This is a genomic window from Pseudomonas sp. BRM28 (assembly GCF_002939405.1).
In the GTDB taxonomy this organism is placed as follows: Bacteria; Pseudomonadota; Gammaproteobacteria; order Pseudomonadales; family Pseudomonadaceae; genus Aquipseudomonas; species Aquipseudomonas palmensis.
The window spans coordinates 3,718,110-3,735,347 of sequence record NZ_PEFV01000001.1; the positions used below are offsets into that span (position 1 = coordinate 3,718,110).

At 60.6% G+C, this 17,238-nt stretch carries 33 protein-coding genes; 14 read left to right on the forward strand and 19 right to left on the reverse strand.

All coding sequences use genetic code 11. From position 1 onward, the window contains the following. Window positions 1-20: 20 nt before the first annotated feature. The 19 genes from CR917_RS17435 to CR917_RS17515 all read right to left on the reverse strand — a co-directional run bounded on the left by CR917_RS17435 (window position 21) and on the right by CR917_RS17515 (window position 8,100). Window positions 21-629, reverse strand: coding sequence for a putative metallopeptidase (locus CR917_RS17435; protein ID WP_173925057.1), 609 nt, complete (start codon window positions 627-629; stop codon window positions 21-23). 48 nt (window positions 630-677) lie between these two features. After that, window positions 678-941, reverse strand: coding sequence for a hypothetical protein (locus tag CR917_RS17440; RefSeq protein WP_104572707.1), 264 nt, complete (start codon window positions 939-941; stop codon window positions 678-680). A gap of 1 nt (window position 942) precedes the next feature. Then, window positions 943-1,266: a peptidase M48, Ste24p gene (locus CR917_RS17445; protein WP_104572708.1), complete on the reverse strand. Its 324-nt coding sequence runs from the start codon at window positions 1,264-1,266 to the stop codon at window positions 943-945. A gap of 142 nt (window positions 1,267-1,408) precedes the next feature. Beyond that, the gene (locus CR917_RS17450) at window positions 1,409-1,999 is read right to left on the reverse strand and encodes a hypothetical protein (protein ID WP_104572709.1); all 591 of its coding nucleotides are present in this window, start codon (window positions 1,997-1,999) and stop codon (window positions 1,409-1,411) included. Continuing rightward, on the reverse strand, window positions 1,990-2,121 hold the full coding sequence (locus CR917_RS27770; protein ID WP_255001108.1) for a hypothetical protein: 132 nt from the start codon (window positions 2,119-2,121) through the stop codon (window positions 1,990-1,992). The genes CR917_RS17450 and CR917_RS27770 overlap by 10 nt, the downstream gene beginning before the upstream one ends. Continuing rightward, entirely contained in the window at window positions 2,118-2,717 is a 600-nt protein-coding gene (locus CR917_RS17455; protein ID WP_104572710.1) for a recombination protein NinG, read from the reverse strand. Before CR917_RS17455 ends, CR917_RS27770 begins: the two co-directional genes overlap by 4 nt. Then, window positions 2,717-3,115 (reverse strand): recombination protein NinB, encoded by a 399-nt coding sequence (locus CR917_RS17460; RefSeq protein ID WP_104572711.1) that lies wholly within the window; start codon window positions 3,113-3,115, stop codon window positions 2,717-2,719. The genes CR917_RS17455 and CR917_RS17460 overlap by 1 nt, the downstream gene beginning before the upstream one ends. A 159-nt stretch (window positions 3,116-3,274) precedes the next feature. After that, the gene (locus tag CR917_RS27305) at window positions 3,275-3,448 is read right to left on the reverse strand and encodes a hypothetical protein (protein WP_158255594.1); all 174 of its coding nucleotides are present in this window, start codon (window positions 3,446-3,448) and stop codon (window positions 3,275-3,277) included. Next, window positions 3,445-3,789: a hypothetical protein gene (locus CR917_RS17465; RefSeq protein ID WP_104572712.1), complete on the reverse strand. Its 345-nt coding sequence runs from the start codon at window positions 3,787-3,789 to the stop codon at window positions 3,445-3,447. Before CR917_RS17465 ends, CR917_RS27305 begins: the two co-directional genes overlap by 4 nt. After that, a complete protein-coding gene (locus CR917_RS17470; protein ID WP_046787146.1) occupies window positions 3,789-4,031 on the reverse strand; it encodes a hypothetical protein in 243 nt (80 codons plus the stop codon). The genes CR917_RS17465 and CR917_RS17470 overlap by 1 nt, the downstream gene beginning before the upstream one ends. After that, on the reverse strand, window positions 4,031-4,222 hold the full coding sequence (locus CR917_RS17475) for a hypothetical protein (protein WP_104572713.1): 192 nt from the start codon (window positions 4,220-4,222) through the stop codon (window positions 4,031-4,033). The genes CR917_RS17470 and CR917_RS17475 overlap by 1 nt, the downstream gene beginning before the upstream one ends. After that, a complete protein-coding gene (locus CR917_RS17480) occupies window positions 4,219-4,644 on the reverse strand; it encodes a phage protein NinX family protein (protein ID WP_104572714.1) in 426 nt (141 codons plus the stop codon). Before CR917_RS17480 ends, CR917_RS17475 begins: the two co-directional genes overlap by 4 nt. Further along, window positions 4,644-5,450 (reverse strand): ATP-binding protein, encoded by an 807-nt coding sequence (locus CR917_RS17485; RefSeq protein WP_104572715.1) that lies wholly within the window; start codon window positions 5,448-5,450, stop codon window positions 4,644-4,646. The genes CR917_RS17480 and CR917_RS17485 overlap by 1 nt, the downstream gene beginning before the upstream one ends. After that, the gene (locus tag CR917_RS17490; protein ID WP_104573189.1) at window positions 5,440-6,246 is read right to left on the reverse strand and encodes a hypothetical protein; all 807 of its coding nucleotides are present in this window, start codon (window positions 6,244-6,246) and stop codon (window positions 5,440-5,442) included. Before CR917_RS17490 ends, CR917_RS17485 begins: the two co-directional genes overlap by 11 nt. Further along, window positions 6,246-6,485 carry a hypothetical protein gene (locus CR917_RS17495; protein ID WP_100633220.1) on the reverse strand — a complete coding sequence of 80 codons (240 nt, stop codon included), beginning with the start codon at window positions 6,483-6,485 and terminating at the stop codon, window positions 6,246-6,248. The genes CR917_RS17490 and CR917_RS17495 overlap by 1 nt, the downstream gene beginning before the upstream one ends. Continuing rightward, window positions 6,482-7,207: a Rha family transcriptional regulator gene (locus CR917_RS17500; protein WP_371920454.1), complete on the reverse strand. Its 726-nt coding sequence runs from the start codon at window positions 7,205-7,207 to the stop codon at window positions 6,482-6,484. The genes CR917_RS17495 and CR917_RS17500 overlap by 4 nt, the downstream gene beginning before the upstream one ends. Window positions 7,208-7,378: 171 nt before the next feature. Beyond that, on the reverse strand, window positions 7,379-7,615 hold the full coding sequence (locus CR917_RS17505) for a hypothetical protein (RefSeq protein WP_016487782.1): 237 nt from the start codon (window positions 7,613-7,615) through the stop codon (window positions 7,379-7,381). 20 nt (window positions 7,616-7,635) lie between these two features. Then, a complete protein-coding gene (locus CR917_RS17510) occupies window positions 7,636-7,830 on the reverse strand; it encodes a hypothetical protein (protein ID WP_016487783.1) in 195 nt (64 codons plus the stop codon). A 30-nt stretch (window positions 7,831-7,860) separates the two neighbouring features. Beyond that, the gene (locus tag CR917_RS17515) at window positions 7,861-8,100 is read right to left on the reverse strand and encodes a hypothetical protein (protein ID WP_104572716.1); all 240 of its coding nucleotides are present in this window, start codon (window positions 8,098-8,100) and stop codon (window positions 7,861-7,863) included. Window positions 8,101-8,138: 38 nt separating this feature from the next. Here CR917_RS17515 and CR917_RS17520 point away from each other — a divergent pair, with 38 nt between their 5' ends. The 14 genes from CR917_RS17520 to CR917_RS17580 all read left to right on the forward strand — a co-directional run bounded on the left by CR917_RS17520 (window position 8,139) and on the right by CR917_RS17580 (window position 17,050). After that, a complete protein-coding gene (locus tag CR917_RS17520) occupies window positions 8,139-8,936 on the forward strand; it encodes an XRE family transcriptional regulator (protein ID WP_371920441.1) in 798 nt (265 codons plus the stop codon). 2 nt (window positions 8,937-8,938) lie between these two features. Further along, window positions 8,939-9,187 (forward strand): hypothetical protein, encoded by a 249-nt coding sequence (locus tag CR917_RS17525; RefSeq protein ID WP_104572718.1) that lies wholly within the window; start codon window positions 8,939-8,941, stop codon window positions 9,185-9,187. Between the two features lie 147 nt (window positions 9,188-9,334). Further along, window positions 9,335-10,495 (forward strand): hypothetical protein, encoded by a 1,161-nt coding sequence (locus CR917_RS17530; RefSeq protein WP_104572719.1) that lies wholly within the window; start codon window positions 9,335-9,337, stop codon window positions 10,493-10,495. A 267-nt stretch (window positions 10,496-10,762) separates the two neighbouring features. Then, window positions 10,763-11,071: an outer membrane protein assembly factor BamE gene (bamE, locus tag CR917_RS17535; RefSeq protein ID WP_104572720.1), complete on the forward strand. Its 309-nt coding sequence runs from the start codon at window positions 10,763-10,765 to the stop codon at window positions 11,069-11,071. A 534-nt stretch (window positions 11,072-11,605) separates the two neighbouring features. Beyond that, window positions 11,606-11,785 carry a hypothetical protein gene (locus CR917_RS17540; RefSeq protein WP_100633213.1) on the forward strand — a complete coding sequence of 60 codons (180 nt, stop codon included), beginning with the start codon at window positions 11,606-11,608 and terminating at the stop codon, window positions 11,783-11,785. Window positions 11,786-11,848: 63 nt separating this feature from the next. Next, complete coding sequence (locus tag CR917_RS27310) at window positions 11,849-12,022, forward strand: hypothetical protein (RefSeq protein ID WP_158255595.1); 174 nt, start codon at window positions 11,849-11,851, stop codon at window positions 12,020-12,022. 303 nt (window positions 12,023-12,325) lie between these two features. Then, window positions 12,326-12,589 (forward strand): hypothetical protein, encoded by a 264-nt coding sequence (locus tag CR917_RS17545; protein WP_104572721.1) that lies wholly within the window; start codon window positions 12,326-12,328, stop codon window positions 12,587-12,589. Continuing rightward, on the forward strand, window positions 12,586-12,807 hold the full coding sequence (locus CR917_RS17550) for a DUF551 domain-containing protein (RefSeq protein ID WP_104572722.1): 222 nt from the start codon (window positions 12,586-12,588) through the stop codon (window positions 12,805-12,807). Before CR917_RS17545 ends, CR917_RS17550 begins: the two co-directional genes overlap by 4 nt. 20 nt (window positions 12,808-12,827) lie before the next feature. Continuing rightward, on the forward strand, window positions 12,828-13,082 hold the full coding sequence (locus tag CR917_RS17555; protein WP_104572723.1) for a hypothetical protein: 255 nt from the start codon (window positions 12,828-12,830) through the stop codon (window positions 13,080-13,082). Next, window positions 13,079-13,525: a hypothetical protein gene (locus CR917_RS17560; RefSeq protein WP_104572724.1), complete on the forward strand. Its 447-nt coding sequence runs from the start codon at window positions 13,079-13,081 to the stop codon at window positions 13,523-13,525. Before CR917_RS17555 ends, CR917_RS17560 begins: the two co-directional genes overlap by 4 nt. A 288-nt stretch (window positions 13,526-13,813) precedes the next feature. Further along, window positions 13,814-14,938 (forward strand): hypothetical protein, encoded by a 1,125-nt coding sequence (locus CR917_RS17565; RefSeq protein ID WP_104572725.1) that lies wholly within the window; start codon window positions 13,814-13,816, stop codon window positions 14,936-14,938. A gap of 8 nt (window positions 14,939-14,946) precedes the next feature. After that, window positions 14,947-15,762: an ERF family protein gene (locus CR917_RS17570; protein ID WP_256589709.1), complete on the forward strand. Its 816-nt coding sequence runs from the start codon at window positions 14,947-14,949 to the stop codon at window positions 15,760-15,762. Beyond that, window positions 15,759-16,526: a lambda exonuclease family protein gene (locus CR917_RS17575; RefSeq protein ID WP_104572726.1), complete on the forward strand. Its 768-nt coding sequence runs from the start codon at window positions 15,759-15,761 to the stop codon at window positions 16,524-16,526. The genes CR917_RS17570 and CR917_RS17575 overlap by 4 nt, the downstream gene beginning before the upstream one ends. After that, on the forward strand, window positions 16,523-17,050 hold the full coding sequence (locus CR917_RS17580; RefSeq protein WP_104572727.1) for a single-stranded DNA-binding protein: 528 nt from the start codon (window positions 16,523-16,525) through the stop codon (window positions 17,048-17,050). The genes CR917_RS17575 and CR917_RS17580 overlap by 4 nt, the downstream gene beginning before the upstream one ends. The last annotated feature ends 188 nt before the right edge of the window (window positions 17,051-17,238 follow it).

Below are 17,238 nucleotides of genomic sequence, written 5' to 3' on the forward strand. Positions count from 1 at the left end.
CGTATCACGCCCGTGTCATATCAGGCCAGCTTGAGCAGGCATGTACCACAGGCTCTTGAGATGTTGATCTTGGCCACCTCAGGCGGCCGGCTTGCAGCGTCAATCAGCAGCTGTACGTCATGACTGGCGCCGTAGCGACGCACCACGCCGACAAACTCCTCGACGTCATGCCCACGCATCTCAAGCTTGGGCAGGCCGTCTTGGGTGAATGCCGGGGCGCCGTACTTATCGAGCTTGTGCGCTATGTGATAAAGCTCGTGCTCAACCAGGGCGCAGAACTCGGCCTCAGTGCACTGGGCGCAGTAGTCAGCGGCAAGGGTGATCAGGAACTCAGGCTCTTCGCCGAACCAGTCACGCATCTGCTGCTCTTGTCGGGCCTTCTGCCAACCGCCCGCCCGGATCATCAGCTGCTCGGCCTGGCCCAGCACCGTCCTACCCTTCTTCGCGAACGCAGACGACGCCCACAGCACGCCGACATTCGCGTCGATGAGGTGAGCATGCTCTTCGTTGTGGATGCTGCCAGTGGTGGCGAGGATCTCGGCCTGTATCCACTCCCATACATCAGGGGCGGGTTGCAGGGTGAGCCATAGCGACTCGAGCAGGTCGGCCGGTGGCATCGGTCTGCTCATAGCTACTCCCGCGCCACAAAACGGCGCATGTCGATTTTGTGGCGCGGCTTATGTGAAGACGTGCCCGCGACGGGCCCAGGCATAGGCCACCACCCCGGCGTGAAGCATCACGCCGAACGGGTTTACCCATTGCCCCTGCAGGGCGGTAGCGAATGCACCGAACCCGCCGATGGCAACCAGGTAGAAGGCGATGCTCAGCAGGGGCTGGTCAGCCGGGCGGACCTTGCGCAGGTAGTCGCACGCTGCAGCCACCACCAGAACGCACAGGAACACGTCCAGGGCGGTCAGCGCTGAAACCAGGATGTTGTTCATATCAGGCACCTCGCGCCGTGACGAACGACCCCATTGCAGCCTTGATCGCGGGGATGATGTTCATGGCGGTGAGGCCGAGCACGAACGCTACCCCGCACAGCAGGTCATCGGTGACCGCAAGATCAAGCTTTGGGGCAAGCCAGGCGGTAACGGGCTGGGTCAGGTAGACCGAGAAGCCGAAGCCAGTGGCGACCGCAGTTGCGGCCTGGAAGCGGGTCAGATCCTTCAGGAAGCCAAGCGACAGGATCGAGCCGATGAATGCAGCCATCACCACCCCGTACTTGCCCAGCACTACGCTCGCGGCGGCGCTTGTTGGTTCGGCCATAGGGGTGTCCTTGGAAATTCAGGGCCTCTTTAGGGCCTATTCGGGCAATAAAAAACCCGGCGATAAGGCCGGGTTTTGTGTGACGTTTGCCATAGGCAAAATTATCAGAATGGCGAAATAGTGCCACCAGCCGGACATTTCGTCAAGCAGCCATTTTCATCTCTTTCAACGCCCGCGAAACGGGCACCAGCGCATCACGGTCGAGGTCGCTGCACGCGGCGAAGCAGGCGTCGATGAAACCCTCCCACTCCCTGCCCCATTGCTCCGACGACAGCTCCAGGCCGTGGATGGCCAGGAGCCAGGCGCGGAACACCTCCGGAGTTGGGCAAGGGTCGATCCCTTCACTCTGCCCGCCTTGGTGCAAGCGGCGGTACCGGTGCAGCACACCAGCGGCGACCGTGCGAGCCTTCTCGAACTTCTTGGCGTACATCTTCGGCCCGGCCTGGTAGGCGGCCATGAACACCAGTTCTTCGGCCTGCTCCCGGTCGTCATCGTTCTCGACCGGGCTGTACATCCAGCTGCCGAAGGCCCGCAGGGACTCGGGCAGCGTTCCGATAGCCTGCTGGATATGCCCGGCCATGGCTTGGTGCATCGAGTGGTTCGCCTTGCGCTGCTTCTGCGTGGCCTGGACCATGGCGCCGAACAGGCCCAAGTTCTCGATGAAAGCGCCCTGGCTATCCCATGCGGTGTACAAGCAATCGTGCCATGCTTGCCGCGCGCTGTTCAGTTGCATGGGCCGCCCTCCTCGCGCTTGCGCTTCATCGCGATCAACTGGCCGCGCCCGAGGCACCAGGTGGAACCGATTGCCATGGCCAGCAGGAACATGCAGGCCGTATCGGTGATAGTCCAAGTCATGCTGCAGCCTCCTTCAGCTGTTTGATCTTTGCCCGGTACTCGGCCTTGATGGCCTTCAGGTCGTCGATGGTGTGCTTGCAGGCCTGATGAGGCCCTTCCAACCAGGCCACCCGGTCGGCACCGATGCGCTGTACCAACCGGATGCGGTACTCGACCGCGTTACCGGACAGGTTGCGATTACACTTCACGCACTGGCGGTGCACGTTGAGCGGCTCGAAGCGCAGCTCCGGGCAGGCGCCCACAGAGCGGTAGTGGCCGGCGTCCCAGCGGCTGCCGGTGATCAGGTCGTGGTCGCTGGGCAGCGAGTCGCAGCTGATGCAGGGCAGGTGCTGGTCGCGCAGGCGGATGTAGGTGTTGAATTCGGCCTGGGCCTCGCGCATGTAGTCGCCGCGGCTCTTCAGCTTCTCCTTGCGCACCTGGATCTCGCGGCGCTCGCGCTGGTCGATGGCCTTGCGGGCCTTCTGCTGGTTGGCCGGGGCATGGGCAAGTGCGCACTTCGGACTGCACACCACCTGCGTGCTGTTGAAGCTCGGCCGGAACTTCCCCCCGCAGGCCTTGCAGGTCTTCTGCTTCACTTCCTTGATGGCAGTCCGCATCAGTACCGCCCTCCCCACCGATCCGGCTCTGTCCAGCGCACGCCATGCTCGGCGCCGAAGGCATGCATCACCTCGAAAAGGTCGCTGAACCACTTCTGCGACTGCTTGCGGGTCGAGACGCCCAGGACGACGAAGCCACCGTCGATGCCCGGCACCGCGTCCTGCTTCTGCACCGCCGCGCTGAAGATGTGCTTCCAATCCTCATCGGTGAGCTTGCGGCCGTACCACTCGACCTGCCGGGAGACGTCGCGGAGCATTGCCCACATCTTCCGGTTGCAGACGTCAGGGCGCTTCTCGTCCTTGATGACCACCACCTTGGGCTTGGTCAGGTCGATGGCGTGGAGAGCGCCGTACAGGCGGTTGAGGTCCTGACTGCTGCGAATGGCGAACTCAGTCATGGCGGATATCCTCCACGGCAGCCTCAAGCACCAATACAGCCAAGTAGCCCCAGAACACCGGCCACAGCAGAACGCAACGGTAGAAGTGCCTGAGGTTGCGCACGGAGCACGCAGTCACAAGTGCTCCAACGAAGTAGACGCAGATCATCTGGTCAGCTGTCATGGCTTGCCCCTTACGCAGCTGGTGCGAACGATGCTGAAAGTGCCTTCAAGTTCCGACTTGGCCTGCACTGCGGCCTGCTGGCACGCCTCGGCAGACTCCATCGGGACGGAGGTCATGGCCGAATCCTTGCCAGCAGTGAACAGAACAATCAGGAAGTAGGCGGCGATCATGGAGCCACCTTCAGGCCGGCTTTCTCCAGCGCATGGACGGTGTAAGCAGGAGTCTTCAAGCACAGGGGGTCGGTAACCTTGCTAGCCTTTTCGGCATCGAACACGGCCCGGCCGCCGCCACAGGCCGCGTAGTCGGCGACCCAGTGCGATGGCGCACACAGCTCCGCCGCAACGGCTTCTCGGCTGGCCTGCCAGAACAACCAGTAACACTGCGCCGCATAGTTCAGGTACTCGCCATCCTCACCCGTGGCCAGGTGGCCGGCGAACAAGCCGCCCTCAGAGCTGAGCGCGAATGTCTCGAACTGCTCACGGCTGATGTCGCGCATGTTGTTGGTGTCCATCAGTGCTTCTCCTGCGTGAACAGCACATCGAATCGCTCGTCCGGGTAAGACACGGCGTAGCCAAGCTTCTTGCCAGTCGCCGCTTCGTCGAGGTCGCACAGGCATTCGCCTTCGTCCAGCTCTCGACCAGACAAGCTGACCAAGTCGGAGGGCTGGCAGCCAAAGGAGCGAGCCAGTTCGTAAACGCTCGTGACCACGTCGCCGGAGCCGTCGAGTTTTTCGGTTTCAGCCCAGGTACACATCACACCCCCTCCCCAGCCGGCTGCCCGGCGCGCTTGAACTCAACGTGATACCCGCGCTTCTGTGTGCCATCGGCCATTACGACACGGCGGTCGGCGCCCTTGGTCATGCGGACGATTTCCCGGCCTTCCACGACCTTTGCGAAGCCCTCGCTCTTGAGCTGGGCGACTGTGATTTCTTGTGCTGGGGTCATTGGGAAAGCTCCTTCGGTACGCTCACCTTCTCGCCAAAAACCGAAGCGACGATCGCTCGGCAAACTGCAACAAGAGTCGTTTCGCCAGTGCCGGCTGAATCTGTTTTCCCGTAGAGCTTTGCGTGAACACATGAGCCAGCGCGCAATACCTCAATCTCAAACCTGTCGATCAGCGGCCCCGCGCACTCCCAATCACCCGAAGGGTTCCAGTGGTATTCAGCGCCGTACGCGCCGAGATAGCTCAGGCTTACAGACCGAGGGAATTCGATTGGCTTGAGCAGGCCTCTCATCTCATGAGTACAGGCCTCAATGACATTGATCGTTGGCTCCAGGCCCATGCCCTTGTATACGGCGCAGAAAGTTGCCCAGTTCAGCTCAACGCCTTTCAGGTCATCGGTCTTCAATTCGACTAGATCGCGCATCAGACGCCCTCCTTGCCGCGGTGCGATTCCCACTCGAACGGAACCACGATCATCCCGCCCTCACGCAAGCGGTCGACACAGCGCTCGCCCATGGCCATTGGCAGCTGGCTGCCATCCAGGTTGGAAATGACCACCGTTGGCTTCACCTGCTCGTAACGGCCGTTGATGATCGCGAACAGGGTGGTCAGCTCGAAGTCGCTCGGCTGCTCCTTGCTCACGCCTACCTCGTCCAGCACCAGCAGGGAGGGTTCGATAAGGCTGGCCATAATGCTCGCCTCGGTCGCCTCGCTGGACCTGTCGTAGGTCGCGCGGATGGCCTGCAGGATCGAGCCAACAGTGCGGTACACGGCCGAATGCGAAGTGCTGCGCATCAGGTCGTTGGCCATCCCGGCGCCAAGGTGGGTCTTGCCGGTGCCAGGCTTGCCCAGCAGCACCATGCAGCGGCCGGTCTCGGCGATCTGGTCGAAGGTCTTCACGTAGTGGCGGCAAAAGCGCAGGGCTTCGGCCTGGCCCTTGTGCTCGGCCTTGTAGTTCGCCAGAGAGCGATCAGCGAAGCGTTTCGGGATCAGCGAGTCACCCAGCTTGCGGGAGATCGCCAGGCGAACGTTCAGGGCCTGCTCGGCCTCGGCCCGGGCCTCTCGCTCCTCCTTGGCAATGCGAGCGCATTCAGGGCAGTGGCTGCGCAGTGCCTTGCCCAGCAGCATGGTGACCTTCTGCTCGAAGGCGCCGTGCTTCTCGCATTCGGCCGGCTGGATACGGGCAACGACCGCGCCTTGGTCGATCTGGACGACTTTTTCAGAGCGCATAGCTGCCGTCCTCCCGACGCTTCAAGCCTGAGGTGTAGTCGCGCTCAGCAAAGCCGTGGTGGCGGCTGGCTGGCAGGTGATGGACGTTGTCAGCAGGGATCTCGACCTCATCCTCCCAGCGCTTCCCGTTGAGCCAAGTCGACGCATGCGGGATGAACTGGCCGTTGTCCTTGGTCCAGCCCGGGGTTACAGAGTGCTTGGCCAGCGCAGCGATGATCTCGTCGAACAGTGGCTGGGTCAGCTTGATCTTCGCCCAGGCCTTCTCGGCTTTGTCCTTGCCAACCTTGCGGGGGTACAGCTTCCAGAACCGCGAAAACAGCTCAGCAGTGTCGGGAGCCGAAGGCGACGTTGTGAGGGAATCAGGAATCAGGAATCCGGAATCAAGAGAGAGGGAATCAGCCGGGAAAGAACCATGCGAGTCTGGTGCTTGCACCGTGCTTGCACCGTGCTCACCCTGCGACCCTTCTAAACCGTGCATCTCAGGGATTGTGCTCTTCGCCTCTTTGACGTGCGGGTTCTGGTGCTTGGCCCAGTTGATCACCTGGATCGCTTTCACATCACCCACGGTGTAACGCTTGATGAACCCCAGATGATCCAGGTCATCCAGCATGCGATTGATGTCGACGTTGTCCGCTGGGAACAGCGCCATTTTCAATCGGCGCGGGCGATCCTCAAGGCGCCCTTCCCGGTCAGCCTCGGTCCACATGCCGATGAACAGCAGGCGAGTGGCAAAGTCCAGCTCTGCCAGGTGCTCGTTCGAGAAGAACCCTGGCTTGATGTTTCGGGATCTGGCCATCATTGGGCCTCCAGCTTGGTGATCAGCTCTCTGGCTGCCTGTGCTGCAGCTTCGAGAGCCTCATGGCGGGGCGGTACACCGTCCTCAATCAGCAGAACTAGGTCTTTGGCGGCCTCCAGCAGCTCGGCATATGAGAAATAGTCACCAATGCCAGCCGCAGTGACGCGTCCGCCCAGCAGGGGCATGCCAAGTCGGATAGGAGTGGTTGGGGCATCTACAACAAGAGTCACAAGTTTCATGGGCGACCCTTCCCTACAAGCTCCACCAGTTCATCGAACCGATCGACATACCAATGAGGCTGGGTTTCGCGCGGGCTGTTAGGGCTGGTCAGGTTCTTGCCGAAATGAAGGCCCTTTTCAGTGATCGCCCAGAATTCCACGACGCCGCGCTTGGTGCTGTTTCGCTGGCATCTCTTGATGAGCCCCTTTTCGGCGAGGTAGCGATTGAACACCCTGGCAGTGCTGCGAATGCTCCGATCTTTCAGCAGATCGGTCAGAGGCAGGGTTTGCATGGATGAGCCGCCAGTAGCATCTGGAGCGGCATCAATGGCGTAGCTAGGCAAGAAGCTGGATTCCAGGCCGTTGTTTGCGGCGATTCTGTTCAGCATGGCCATTTGGCTGGAAGGCGAAGGCTTGAGCAGGCGCGTGTAGCATTCAAAGATCGCAATCTCGCCATTGACCTTGGCACCATTTACCTTCTTGGCTGGATCAAGAACGATCTTCTCCAGTTCCCGCCAACGGCGAATTACGCGCATACGCAGCATGGCGCTGTAGCCAGTCAGCAGGCACTCAGTGTGCTCTCGGTCGAGGAAGTATTCGGTTTGCCTGCGGTTGCGAGCATCCAGGTAAATGTGAGCAAAACCGCTCACATCAACTTTCAGCTCGGAAGCCATTGCCTGAATGTCGCGCTTGACGTCGGGATGGCGTTTTCCGGTGAGTTCGGAAATCTCTCGCGAACTCATGGTTTGCCGCGCCACGTTTTCATTGCCTTCATTTTGTGGCGCGAGACTGATGAGCCCCTTGCCTGGGAGTTTCGATTCCGTCATTATTCACCCTACAGATGAGTTACCACTGTGCTTAGAAGAAGCCGCCCCGCCAGGCGGCTTTTTTGTGTCCGCGATTCGGCGGATTCGCTAATCTGGGCCTTCATCAGTCCCTCCTTTTTCAGGCCCTATTGAGTCCTGATTCCTTTGCGGCACCGGGAGGTTTCGGATTTTTCCGGCTCCTCTCGGCCTGGTCTTCTCGAAGAAGCGCTCTGCTCCCAGCTTTGCGGCGTACTGCTCAGGCGACATGCCTGCCTGTTTTGCCAGTCGCTCAAGCTTTTCGTAGAGGCGTCCATCGATCCCATGGCAGATCGTGGTTTCGGGCACGTAGGCCTCCTTCCGGGCCTTCAGGCCGTCTGGCTTTTGTCGTTAACATCGCTCTCGATGATGCTTTCCAGTTTTTCCTCGACGCACATGCGCACGAAGACAGCCAGCTGAAGCTTGTGCAGCCGAGCTACGGCCTTAAGTGCCTCATAGGTTTCCTCGTCGTAGCGCGACTTAATCTCCCGGTCTTTCAGGTGACTTTGGTCGTGATAGGCCATACGGGTACTGCTCCTTGCGGTTGGAATTGGTTAGGCGGCGGTCTTGGTTGGCGCAGTGGCAGCCAGAAGGCGCTGAGCCTTGAGCGGGTTTCCATTGGCCTTTGCCAGGGCTGCGATCTTTTCGGCGTAGGTTGTTTCGCCGGTGTATTCGGTGCGCGGGAGGCAGCCAGCGGTGAGCCACTTGTAGACGGCGCGCGGCGTTTTCCCGCAAGCGAGCGCAACGGCGGTCACGCCACCTGCGTTATCGATTGCCTTCTTGAGCTCCTGCATGGGGCCTCCAAACGAAATATGAACTGTCAGTACATATTATGTCGGAACTGAAAGTACATGCAAGCGCATGCGATATTGAACCTATGGTTCAGATAGAAGAAATACGAGCGGCCTTTGCGGCGCGTTTGAGAGAAGCCCTGCTTGCCAACGACATTCCTTCGTGGGGCGGCGGCGCTCGCCTTGCGAAACTGGCCGGGGTCACACCCAAGGCCAGCAGCAAATGGTTGAACGGAGAATCGATGCCAGGCGGAGCCAAGATGCTTGCCCTGGCGTCCGCGCTCAAGGTCCGGGTCGAGTGGCTGGAGTACGGGCGCGGTGGAATGCGGGATGGCGTTCATGAGGCCCCGAAGCCATTGGCGTCACAGTCCGCCGACATTCCCGCCTTCCCTACTGAAGATGACGAAGAAGACGCGTACGTCCACATCAAGCAGTACACCGCCCTTGTTTCGGCAGGGTCAGGTCAATCCAATGACCACGTCGAGGTTAGGGGGACGCTCGCATTCAAGCGCGAGTGGATCCGGTTCATGGGCCTTAACCCGAAGAACCTGAAGGTAATTTACGCGCAGGGCTCAAGCATGGAGCCAACCATAAGTGATCGCGACGTATTGCTGATTGATGAATCACGGATCGATCCTGTAGACGGCCAGGTGTTCGCGCTCTTCAGCGAGAACAAGGGTGCCATCGTCAAGCGCCTGATCTTCTCCGACCTGGAGGGATGGATAATTCGCAGCGATAACCCAGACAAAGCACTCTATGCAGATCTCAAGGTTCCGGACGGAGAGATCCATGAGCACCGAATCCTGGGTCGCGTAATTTGGCGTGGCGGAGTTCTGTAGCCATGCCCCTAACCAAGCCCAACCAAGAACTCCGTCGCGACCTCCAAGGCCTGGCCTCTGACCTGAAATGGTCAGCGGTCGAGCTGATGCGAATTGCGGTTCGACTGAGCGAGGCCGGAAACGAGGCCGACGCCCAAGCAGTGATCAGGATCTGCCAGGTGATGCAGGCTGGGGAGGATCGGTTGGTGGGGTATGGGGATGAGGTGAAGGCGGGAAGTATTTCAAGATCTCAGCCAGAAAAAGCACAATGATATGGGAATGCACCTCAGCAGATGACCGAGAGTGGGATCAGCGTGCCAGCGAAGGTGTTTTGGTATTAAGTATTACTTTGAGCTCAAAAATGCCGGACAGTCCGGCTAGCTTATGACGATTTAGCCCCTGGGGAGGGGAATAGGGATATGACCACACTTGAAATACCGGAAATCGAAGTCAAACCTGCTGTCGAATATGACGCGATGATGCTCGGCTCTGCCTTGCATGAATGGGCTAGGAGGCATGGTGCGCTTTCAGCTCGCGAAGCAGCCCAGTCGCCCATTGAAATGTCGCTTGAACGAATTTTCGATACTGATGCTGATGCCGCTAAGCGTATTTCGCAAGCGCTGCATCGGCTGAAGATAACTGCTGTGACCGCTGACAGCGGTAACGGCGCGATCTCGGTCTTGTGCAAGAATGCGATCTCTTCTCAGATCAACAAGAAGCTTCCCAAGAGAGCTCATGGCGTCGATTTTTCCTACATAGGAAAGACCACGATTGAGACGAATCCTCCTCCGGCCCCGTTTTCTGCTGCAGCTGGGGCGCCGATCTGGTTCACCCATTCCGACAGGATTTCTTGCGGATCTTCGGTGACCACGTCTCAAGTATTCGATGCCGGGACCTTAGGGTTCCTTGCCAAGCTCGCAGATGGACGCTTGGTCGGGTTCTCGAACAATCACGTGACCGGCGAATGCAACCATACTCCGCACGGGATGCACATCCTCAGCCCATCACCAATGGATGCGTCACCAGCAAGCCCGCCACCGGTGGCCATCGGCACGCATTTCGCGCTCGCGCCGCTGAATAGCGGCGACCCTAACCAGATAACCCTACAAGAAACCGACGCAGCTATTTTCCTTGTAACCGAGCCGGATAAAGTAAGCTCCATGCAAGGGAATGGCTTCTATGACACACCCAATGAAACTGACGCTCTCAGGGCAGGTCTCAGGGTTAAGAAGGTTGGCAGGACTACCGGACTGAGAGCTGGCATGGTGTTAGGTCAAGTTGTGGTCCCGTTCTTCATCCCATATAAGTCCAACAGGTTCCAGTCTATAGTCTACTTTTCAGGGGTATGGGCTGTGCAAGGAGATGGCGGTAACACCTTCTCCGAAGGGGGCGACAGCGGCTCCCTAGTGGTAACAGAAGACGGATCTAGGTCGGTTGGCGTGGTTTTTGCTGGAGGCAATAATGTCTCTTATATCTTGCCGATCGACAAAATTCTGTCGATTTTCAACATGACGCTAGTGTCAGGACACAACTCGGAGCTAGCCAATGGAACTTCAGCGAGCGGAAGCACTACTGCGTAAGCTCGATCTGACCGAGGGATCGGCCAACGTAGTAGTGAATGACCAGATAGAACCGGCAGAGCTAATAGTGCTGGTTTTCTGTCAGCCTAAACCTATTAGATCTATTGACGTATGGGACGGGCACCCGGTCAGAATTTTATTCACCGGGGCGCCCCCTAGCATCCAGATCCATTGAAATTAGCCCGCCTCGGCGGGCTTTTTCATGCCTGCGTGATGGCTGATGGCCAGGGTGGTAGGATGGCGGCTCAGTTCACAGGGAGGTCACCCATGATTCGCCAGTTCCATCGATTCCTTCTCGCCGCTGTCGTGGTCATCCTGGCCGGGTGCGCGGGAACGCCCTTCACGTTCGGACAAGCCAGCCAGGTTAAAGTGGGCATGACCGAAGACCAGCTCTACGAGATCATGGGCAACCCCTACATGGTCACATCCAGGGAAGAAGGCCAGATGTGGATCTACAGTCACGCCACCGCCTTCAGTGGCGCAAAAACCGTCTCCTTCGAAACCAAGGACGGCAAGGTGACCAAGGTTCCGTACATCCCAAAAGACTTTATCACCAAGCCAAGTCCTGACGAGTGATCCAGCCCTACCAATGAGGCCCGCATAACGCGGGCTTTTTTGTGGTCGCGAGAAAAATATGTACTTTTGGTACTTGACCACTGTGAACCATTGGTACATATTTACTCCATCGAGGCGCTACACAGCCCCTCGGGAGGCCCTCAAGCCTCACCCGCTCTTTAACAACCAGCGCAACAACCAACAGACCGCATTGCCTCTACCGGCGACCGGCGCCAGACAGCCCCGAAAGGCTGCCCACGACAGGGAGAACCCTGTACGGCTGACGAAGGCGAAATGCCTTAACCGTGTGAATGACCTGGCAAGCAATGCGCCCCGCCTTCCCCGGCGGTAGTAGGGAGGAATCAAGCTGTGCCCACCGGTAACCGGCGGCGCGGTGAGTGACCAGACAACAGAGTGCGAACTGGGCAAGGCCCAGGTGGTAACCAAGGCGCACATGAGCCAGCGACCGACGCCAGTAGCGGGTCGCGGCAGATTTCCTCGGTGCCCTTCTCGCGAGGGGTATCCGGGAAATCACCCCAACAGAAAGGAGCTCTCATGAGCGGATTCACGAAAGGCCAGGCCGTCATCTTCACTAACCCTCGCGGTACCGAAAGCCCGGGCAAGTACGTGGGCACCAAGAACCTGGGCCATGGCCGGGGCGGCGGTGAGTACCTGGTGGTGGACGTGGACGGTGTGGAGAAAAAGGCGCGAGCCAGCAAGGTGCGCGCCGCCTGATTTCACTGGCTGGCCTTGGCGACAGGGCCAGACGGGAAATCAACCGCCCTGGAGGGCAAGACGATGCAACGTTTCGTAGTTTCGACCCGACTGCCAAAGTTCTACCGCGATCAGGGCTATCGAGCTGAGATCATTGATCGCAAACACCCAGAGCCAACCGGTCCAGCCCCGGTCGCTATCGCATGGTTCCACAGCAAGCCGGAGGCAGATGCCTTCCTGGCCCAGCACTACAGCTGAACAACCAGCGCCACGTCAGCCTGACGTTAACTGCCCGATGCCCTGCTCCCCATCGCAGGCTGCATCGGTGAACGATCTGGAAAGGCGACTCCATACCGGGTGCGGCTTGTCCCCGCACTGAGCCCTTGAGGCGGCACTGAATGGGCGTCCTTGCGATGACAAGCGCAGATCGTTCACCGATGTATCCCGCATCCCCTTCCCTTCACATACGACCGCATTGGCAGGCGCCAGGCCACCTTTCACGGTGGGTTTGGTCACCCGCGCCTGGCTCCTGGCCAATGCGGTTCTACTGAGGTTTCCAACATGAGCAACGACACAGGCGGGCCGGCTTTCCCGGTCTCATACGACCACGACACCTTCCAGCCATCTCATGTCGACGAGGCCAAGCAGCTCATGTCAGGCATGACCCTGCTCGACTACTTCGCGGCTAAGGCGCTTGTCGGCCTTCTGTCTTGGCCTGGCGACGAGGGAAGCGGAAGCTATCACTCGAACAGCGACCCGGCTCATACCGCAAGCATGGCTTACGAATACGGCAAGGCCATGCTCGCCGCCCGGGTGAAGCCATGAGCGGCTGGATCAAGTGCTCTGAGCGCATGCCTGAGCTGCCCAAGGGCGGCGGCAAGGCTCGGGTGATCGCCTACACACCAGCACGAAAAGCACAGAGCGCCTTCAACGGCGCCCGCTTCCTCTACTGGAACGGCATTGACTGGCGCTACGGGGATGGCTCGCGCTTCGAGCACCGCGTGACGCACTGGCAGCCACACCTCACCCCACCCACCGAGTAACCCACCACCTGGAGGCGACCATGCACCCAAGCATTCAAACCCGGCGCGACATTCTTTCCGTGCTCAAGGAGCGCTCTGTGATTGCCACTGCCGAGTTCTACGAGAAGGTTGGCCGGGTGATGCCGGTGATCCTGTTCCGGCTCCAGGTAAAGCCTGCGGGCCGGGACTTCTTCCATGTGGTGGACAGTGTCAGCGGCAAGGTTGTTGGCTTCCGCCGAGATCACAATGAGGCCTGTGCGTTGGCGCGCCGGCTGGAGACGGAGACAAGGTCATGAGCAACTTCCTCGAAACGCCGGAAGGCCCGAACTGGCTGCACGACTCGATCAACAAGCTGATCTGCGGCGAGAACGTCACGGCGCCGCGCCCGTTTGGCAAAGAGGTCTCGCTGGTAACCCCCCAGTCACTGTACGAGGCCCTCGCGGAGCACTTGGGCGCACAGGAGCACATCGCGCCGCTGCTGACCGACAACCGCGAGTACCCGCTTGAGCGGATGATCTGCGAGGTCATCGCCGACGGTCGCGGCATTCACCGCAAGGCGCACGACCTTGCCTGCGAGGCGGTCGGCCCATCCAAAGCGGGCCACCCTACTGCCCTGCATGACGTGGCTGAAGCCCTGATTCGGCCGTGGGCCAATGAGTATGGCCGGGCCCTAGCCGAAGAGGTCGCTGCTGACCTGGCTATCGATCGGTACGAGCAGGCCAAGGCTGACGCAGCATGACAGGTCTTCAGCGCGCCCGCCGCTTCGCCTTCTGGCGCGGCAGCTTCACCACCCTCTTCATCTGCACTGCCTGGATGCTTGTGAGCGCCCTGGCCGGCACCCTCACTTCCTGAATTCACACCCGGCGCACGGCGGGCCCCATCGGGGATAACCGTACCCCTCCGGGAGCGTAAGCGGCGAGAGCGCGCAACCATCCACCGCAGCCAGGGCCGGGGTCAACCTCATGCCCGGGTGACCTGGCATTCCCCTATTCCAACTGACGGCGCCGGCCTGGCGCGAGGTTTTCCAATGTCCGCAGAACAGAAACTGATCGCGATCGAAGAGATCAGCGAGGCGAACGCCCCGGCCATCTACGTGGCCGGCGGCCTGCAGCAATTCATCGACCTGGTGAAGGGTGAAGTCCAGGGCGAAGTGCCCGACCTGAAAACCCGCAAGGGCCGGGAGCGCATCGCCAGCCTGGCCGCCAAGGTCAGCAAGTCGAAGACCGCCGTCGAGAAGCCCGGGCGCGACTACCTGCGGCGACTCAAGGAAATGCCGAAGGTGGTCGAGGCTGAGCTTCGCGACTTCGTGACCAAGATGGACACGCTGCGGGATGAAACGCGCCGGCCGCTCACCGAGTGGGAAGCTGCCGAGGATGCCCGGATCGACCGCCACAACGACGCCATCGATCACATGAGGGGTCTGGCCGCCGAACTTGGCGCTCTCGATGCAGAGCAGTTGCAGGCACGCATCACCGAGCTGTCCGCGTTCCAGTTGGGCGAAGCCTGGGAGGAGTTCGAGGCCGAGGCCGCCCGGGTCAAAGAGGCTTCGATGGGTGCTCTGCAGGCTGCCCTGGCCGCCCGCCAGAAGTACGACGCCGAGCAGACCGAACTGGCCCGCCTGCGCCGCGAAGCAGAAGAGCGCGCCGAGCAAGACCGCATCCGTCTGGCACAGGAAGCCGCCGTCGAGGCAGAGCGCGAGCGCGTGGCTCAGGCGCAGCAGGCCGAGCGTGAAGCCGCCGCCCGCCGCGAGCAGGAGCTGATGGACCAGGCCGCTGCACAAGAGCGCGAAGCCGAGAACCAGCGCCTGCAGCTCAAATTGCAGGCAGAGCAAGCAGAGCGCGCCAGGGAGCAGGCCGAGGCAGACCGCGTTGCCGCCGAACGGCGGATGGAACAGGAGCGGCAGGCCGCCGCCCGCCGGGCTGAAGAAGCTGCCGAGCAGGCCCGCCAGGAAGAGCGGCGCCGCGCCGATGCAGCAGCTGGCGAGATTGTCCGGCAGCAAGAGGCCCGCGAGCGTGACAAGGCGCACCGGGCCAGCATCAACCGTTCAGCGCTGGAAGCTTTCATCGCCGGCGGCATGCCAGAAGCCTGCGCAAAGCAAGCGGTCACCCTGATCGCGCAGCGCAAGATCCCGAACATCGCCATTTCCTACTGAGGTACGCCATGAGCGCCACAGCTATCGCCGAGCACCGCGAGTCTCGCCAAATCGCCGCGGCTGCGGCCACCCCTGAAGCCACCGCCATGCTGACCATGGTCCAGCGCGCGGCTACCGACCCTTTGTTCGATACCGAGAAGATGCAGGCCATGATGGCCATGTACGAGCGGTACACCGACCGATCTGCTGCGGCCGCCTTCAACGCTGCCATGGTGCGCGCCCAGTCCGATATCGGGCCGGTCTTCCGCGACAAGTACAACAGCCAGACCAACAGCTCCTACGCCGCCCTGGAGTCGATCGACAAGAAGATCGCGCCAACCTACACCCTTCACGGCTTTTCGCTGTCGTTCGGCACCGATGACAGCCCGCTGGCCGGGCACATCCGGACAGTTTGCGACTGCATGCACGAGGCAGGGCATACCAAGCGCTACCACGTCGACTTGCCCATCGACTCGACGGGCATCAAGGGCAGCGTCAACAAGACTGGCGTGCACGCCAATGGCTCCACCTACAGCTACGCCAGGCGATACCTGACGATGATGATCTTCAACGTCGTGCTGACGAACGAGGACAACGACGGGAACGGCGACGGTGACCAGCCTCAAAGCCTCGGCGAGCTGATGAATGAGTGGGTCCCGAAGGCCTACGCAGCTGACTCCAAAGATTCGCTCACGGCCGTCTGGCAAGCGGGCGTCAAGTTCGCCCAAGACCTAAAGGCCACTGACAAGAAGACGGCCGACGAGCTGTACGAGGCCTTGAAAGTAGCGGTTAGCGCTCGAGGCTCTCAGCTCAGCGCGGCCCCACAAGCAGGAGCAAGCCAATGATCATCGTCAATTGCACCCAGGGCTCGCCCGAGTGGCTGCAGGCCCGTGCTGGCGTCATCACCGCCAGCATGTTCAGCACTGCACGCTCCAGGGTGAACGGGCTGAACGCCCAGCAGAAGAAATACGTCGATGCCATGCTTTCCGGCCTTGGCGAAACCAAGGCGATGGAGCTTGCGGGCTATAAGGCCGGGCCAAAGGCTGAAGTAGTGCAGCGTGCCCTAGATGGCGAAAAGGTGGGCGAGCCATCGAATGCCGCCCTCACCTACGCCTTCGAGCTGGCCGTCGAGCGCATCGGGGGCGCCCCGCTCGATGGAGGGTTCGAGACCTGGCAGATGCGCCGCGGTCACGAGTTGGAGCCGGAGGCGCGTATGGAGCATGAAATCCAGACTGGCCTTATCGTCACGCAGGTCGGCCTAGTTAAAACAGACGACGGCTCGTTCGGCGCCAGCGCGGACGGCTTCATCGGTGAAGACGGCGGAAGCGAGTACAAGTGCTTCTTGGCCCCGGACAAGCTCCGCGCCTTCCACATCGACAACGACGCCAGTGAGGTCATCGACCAGGTGCAGGGCTGCATGTGGATCACTGGCCGGAAATGGTGGCACATCGGGATGTACTGCCCCCTCCTCAAGCCGGTAGGCCGCCAGCTCTGGTGGCGTGAGTTCAAGCGCGATGACGACTACATCGAACAGCTTGAGCAGGACCTTTGGGAATTCAAGCTGTTGGTCGACGGCTTCGAGCAACAGCTGAGGAGCAAAGCAGCATGAGAGGCGTCAACAAAGTCATCCTGGTCGGCACCTGCGGCCAGGATCCCGAGGTCCGCTACCTGCCCAACGGCAACGCGGTCACCAATCTAAGCCTGGCCACCAGCGAATCGTGGAACGACAGACAGACCGGCCAGAAGGTCGAGAAGACCGAATGGCACCGCGTGGTGCTGTTCGGCAAGGTCGCGGAGATCGCCGGCGAGTATTTGCGCAAGGGGTCGCAGTGCTACATCGAAGGCAAGCTCAAGACCCGCGAATGGGAGAAGGACGGCATCAAGCGGTACAGCACAGAGGTGCACGTCGATATCAACGGCACCATGCAGTTGCTGGGCGGCCGACAGGACAGCCAGGGCGGCGGCCAGCAGCAAAAGCAGCGACCGCCTCAACAGCAGCGTCAGCAGCCTCGCCAGCAACACAGCTACAACCAGAATGACAACTACGGACAGCAGAGCCAGCAGGCCGCACCGCCGGACAACTTCGACGACGATATCCCGTTCGCCCCGCTCCAATACTTGGTCGGCGCATGATCGCCACGATCGCCCAGCCCGTGCCCGCCGTGAAGTACGCGGCGGCCATGGCCAGATCCACTGGTCAGCCTTGGGGCGTATATCGAGGAAACAAGCGTCTACTGGTGGTTATGCCGTCTGGCTCGACGAAGAAAACGCCCATTGAGGTGTGCCACCCATGAGACGCATCCAGAAACTCACGCAGCAGC

Coding starts and splice junctions, on each gene's coding strand:
- bamE (WP_104572720.1), top strand. CDS start 10,763: ATGATTCGCCAGTTCCATCGATTCCTTCTCGCCGCTGTCGTGGTCATC.
- CR917_RS17530 (WP_104572719.1), top strand. CDS start 9,335: ATGACCACACTTGAAATACCGGAAATCGAAGTCAAACCTGCTGTCGAA.
- CR917_RS17470 (WP_046787146.1), bottom strand. CDS start 4,031: ATGTGTACCTGGGCTGAAACCGAAAAACTCGACGGCTCCGGCGACGTG.
- CR917_RS17435 (WP_173925057.1), bottom strand. CDS start 629: ATGAGCAGACCGATGCCACCGGCCGACCTGCTCGAGTCGCTATGGCTC.
- CR917_RS17475 (WP_104572713.1), bottom strand. CDS start 4,222: ATGACCCCAGCACAAGAAATCACAGTCGCCCAGCTCAAGAGCGAGGGC.
- CR917_RS27305 (WP_158255594.1), bottom strand. CDS start 3,448: ATGATCGCCGCCTACTTCCTGATTGTTCTGTTCACTGCTGGCAAGGAT.
- CR917_RS17465 (WP_104572712.1), bottom strand. CDS start 3,789: ATGGACACCAACAACATGCGCGACATCAGCCGTGAGCAGTTCGAGACA.
- CR917_RS17455 (WP_104572710.1), bottom strand. CDS start 2,717: ATGCGGACTGCCATCAAGGAAGTGAAGCAGAAGACCTGCAAGGCCTGC.
- CR917_RS17570 (WP_256589709.1), top strand. CDS start 14,947: ATGAGCGCCACAGCTATCGCCGAGCACCGCGAGTCTCGCCAAATCGCC.
- CR917_RS17520 (WP_371920441.1), top strand. CDS start 8,139: ATGTCGGAACTGAAAGTACATGCAAGCGCATGCGATATTGAACCTATG.
- CR917_RS17550 (WP_104572722.1), top strand. CDS start 12,586: ATGAGCGGCTGGATCAAGTGCTCTGAGCGCATGCCTGAGCTGCCCAAG.
- CR917_RS17440 (WP_104572707.1), bottom strand. CDS start 941: ATGAACAACATCCTGGTTTCAGCGCTGACCGCCCTGGACGTGTTCCTG.
- CR917_RS17565 (WP_104572725.1), top strand. CDS start 13,814: ATGTCCGCAGAACAGAAACTGATCGCGATCGAAGAGATCAGCGAGGCG.
- CR917_RS17510 (WP_016487783.1), bottom strand. CDS start 7,830: ATGGCCTATCACGACCAAAGTCACCTGAAAGACCGGGAGATTAAGTCG.
- CR917_RS17485 (WP_104572715.1), bottom strand. CDS start 5,450: ATGCGCTCTGAAAAAGTCGTCCAGATCGACCAAGGCGCGGTCGTTGCC.
- CR917_RS17555 (WP_104572723.1), top strand. CDS start 12,828: ATGCACCCAAGCATTCAAACCCGGCGCGACATTCTTTCCGTGCTCAAG.
- CR917_RS17540 (WP_100633213.1), top strand. CDS start 11,606: ATGAGCGGATTCACGAAAGGCCAGGCCGTCATCTTCACTAACCCTCGC.
- CR917_RS27770 (WP_255001108.1), bottom strand. CDS start 2,121: ATGACTTGGACTATCACCGATACGGCCTGCATGTTCCTGCTGGCCATG.
- CR917_RS17495 (WP_100633220.1), bottom strand. CDS start 6,485: ATGAAACTTGTGACTCTTGTTGTAGATGCCCCAACCACTCCTATCCGA.
- CR917_RS17445 (WP_104572708.1), bottom strand. CDS start 1,266: ATGGCCGAACCAACAAGCGCCGCCGCGAGCGTAGTGCTGGGCAAGTAC.
- CR917_RS17580 (WP_104572727.1), top strand. CDS start 16,523: ATGAGAGGCGTCAACAAAGTCATCCTGGTCGGCACCTGCGGCCAGGAT.
- CR917_RS17460 (WP_104572711.1), bottom strand. CDS start 3,115: ATGACTGAGTTCGCCATTCGCAGCAGTCAGGACCTCAACCGCCTGTAC.
- CR917_RS17575 (WP_104572726.1), top strand. CDS start 15,759: ATGATCATCGTCAATTGCACCCAGGGCTCGCCCGAGTGGCTGCAGGCC.
- CR917_RS17525 (WP_104572718.1), top strand. CDS start 8,939: ATGCCCCTAACCAAGCCCAACCAAGAACTCCGTCGCGACCTCCAAGGC.
- CR917_RS17545 (WP_104572721.1), top strand. CDS start 12,326: ATGAGCAACGACACAGGCGGGCCGGCTTTCCCGGTCTCATACGACCAC.
- CR917_RS17480 (WP_104572714.1), bottom strand. CDS start 4,644: ATGCGCGATCTAGTCGAATTGAAGACCGATGACCTGAAAGGCGTTGAG.
- CR917_RS17515 (WP_104572716.1), bottom strand. CDS start 8,100: ATGCAGGAGCTCAAGAAGGCAATCGATAACGCAGGTGGCGTGACCGCC.
- CR917_RS17500 (WP_371920454.1), bottom strand. CDS start 7,207: ATGAGTTCGCGAGAGATTTCCGAACTCACCGGAAAACGCCATCCCGAC.
- CR917_RS17560 (WP_104572724.1), top strand. CDS start 13,079: ATGAGCAACTTCCTCGAAACGCCGGAAGGCCCGAACTGGCTGCACGAC.
- CR917_RS17490 (WP_104573189.1), bottom strand. CDS start 6,246: ATGGCCAGATCCCGAAACATCAAGCCAGGGTTCTTCTCGAACGAGCAC.
- CR917_RS17450 (WP_104572709.1), bottom strand. CDS start 1,999: ATGCAACTGAACAGCGCGCGGCAAGCATGGCACGATTGCTTGTACACC.
- CR917_RS27310 (WP_158255595.1), top strand. CDS start 11,849: ATGCAACGTTTCGTAGTTTCGACCCGACTGCCAAAGTTCTACCGCGAT.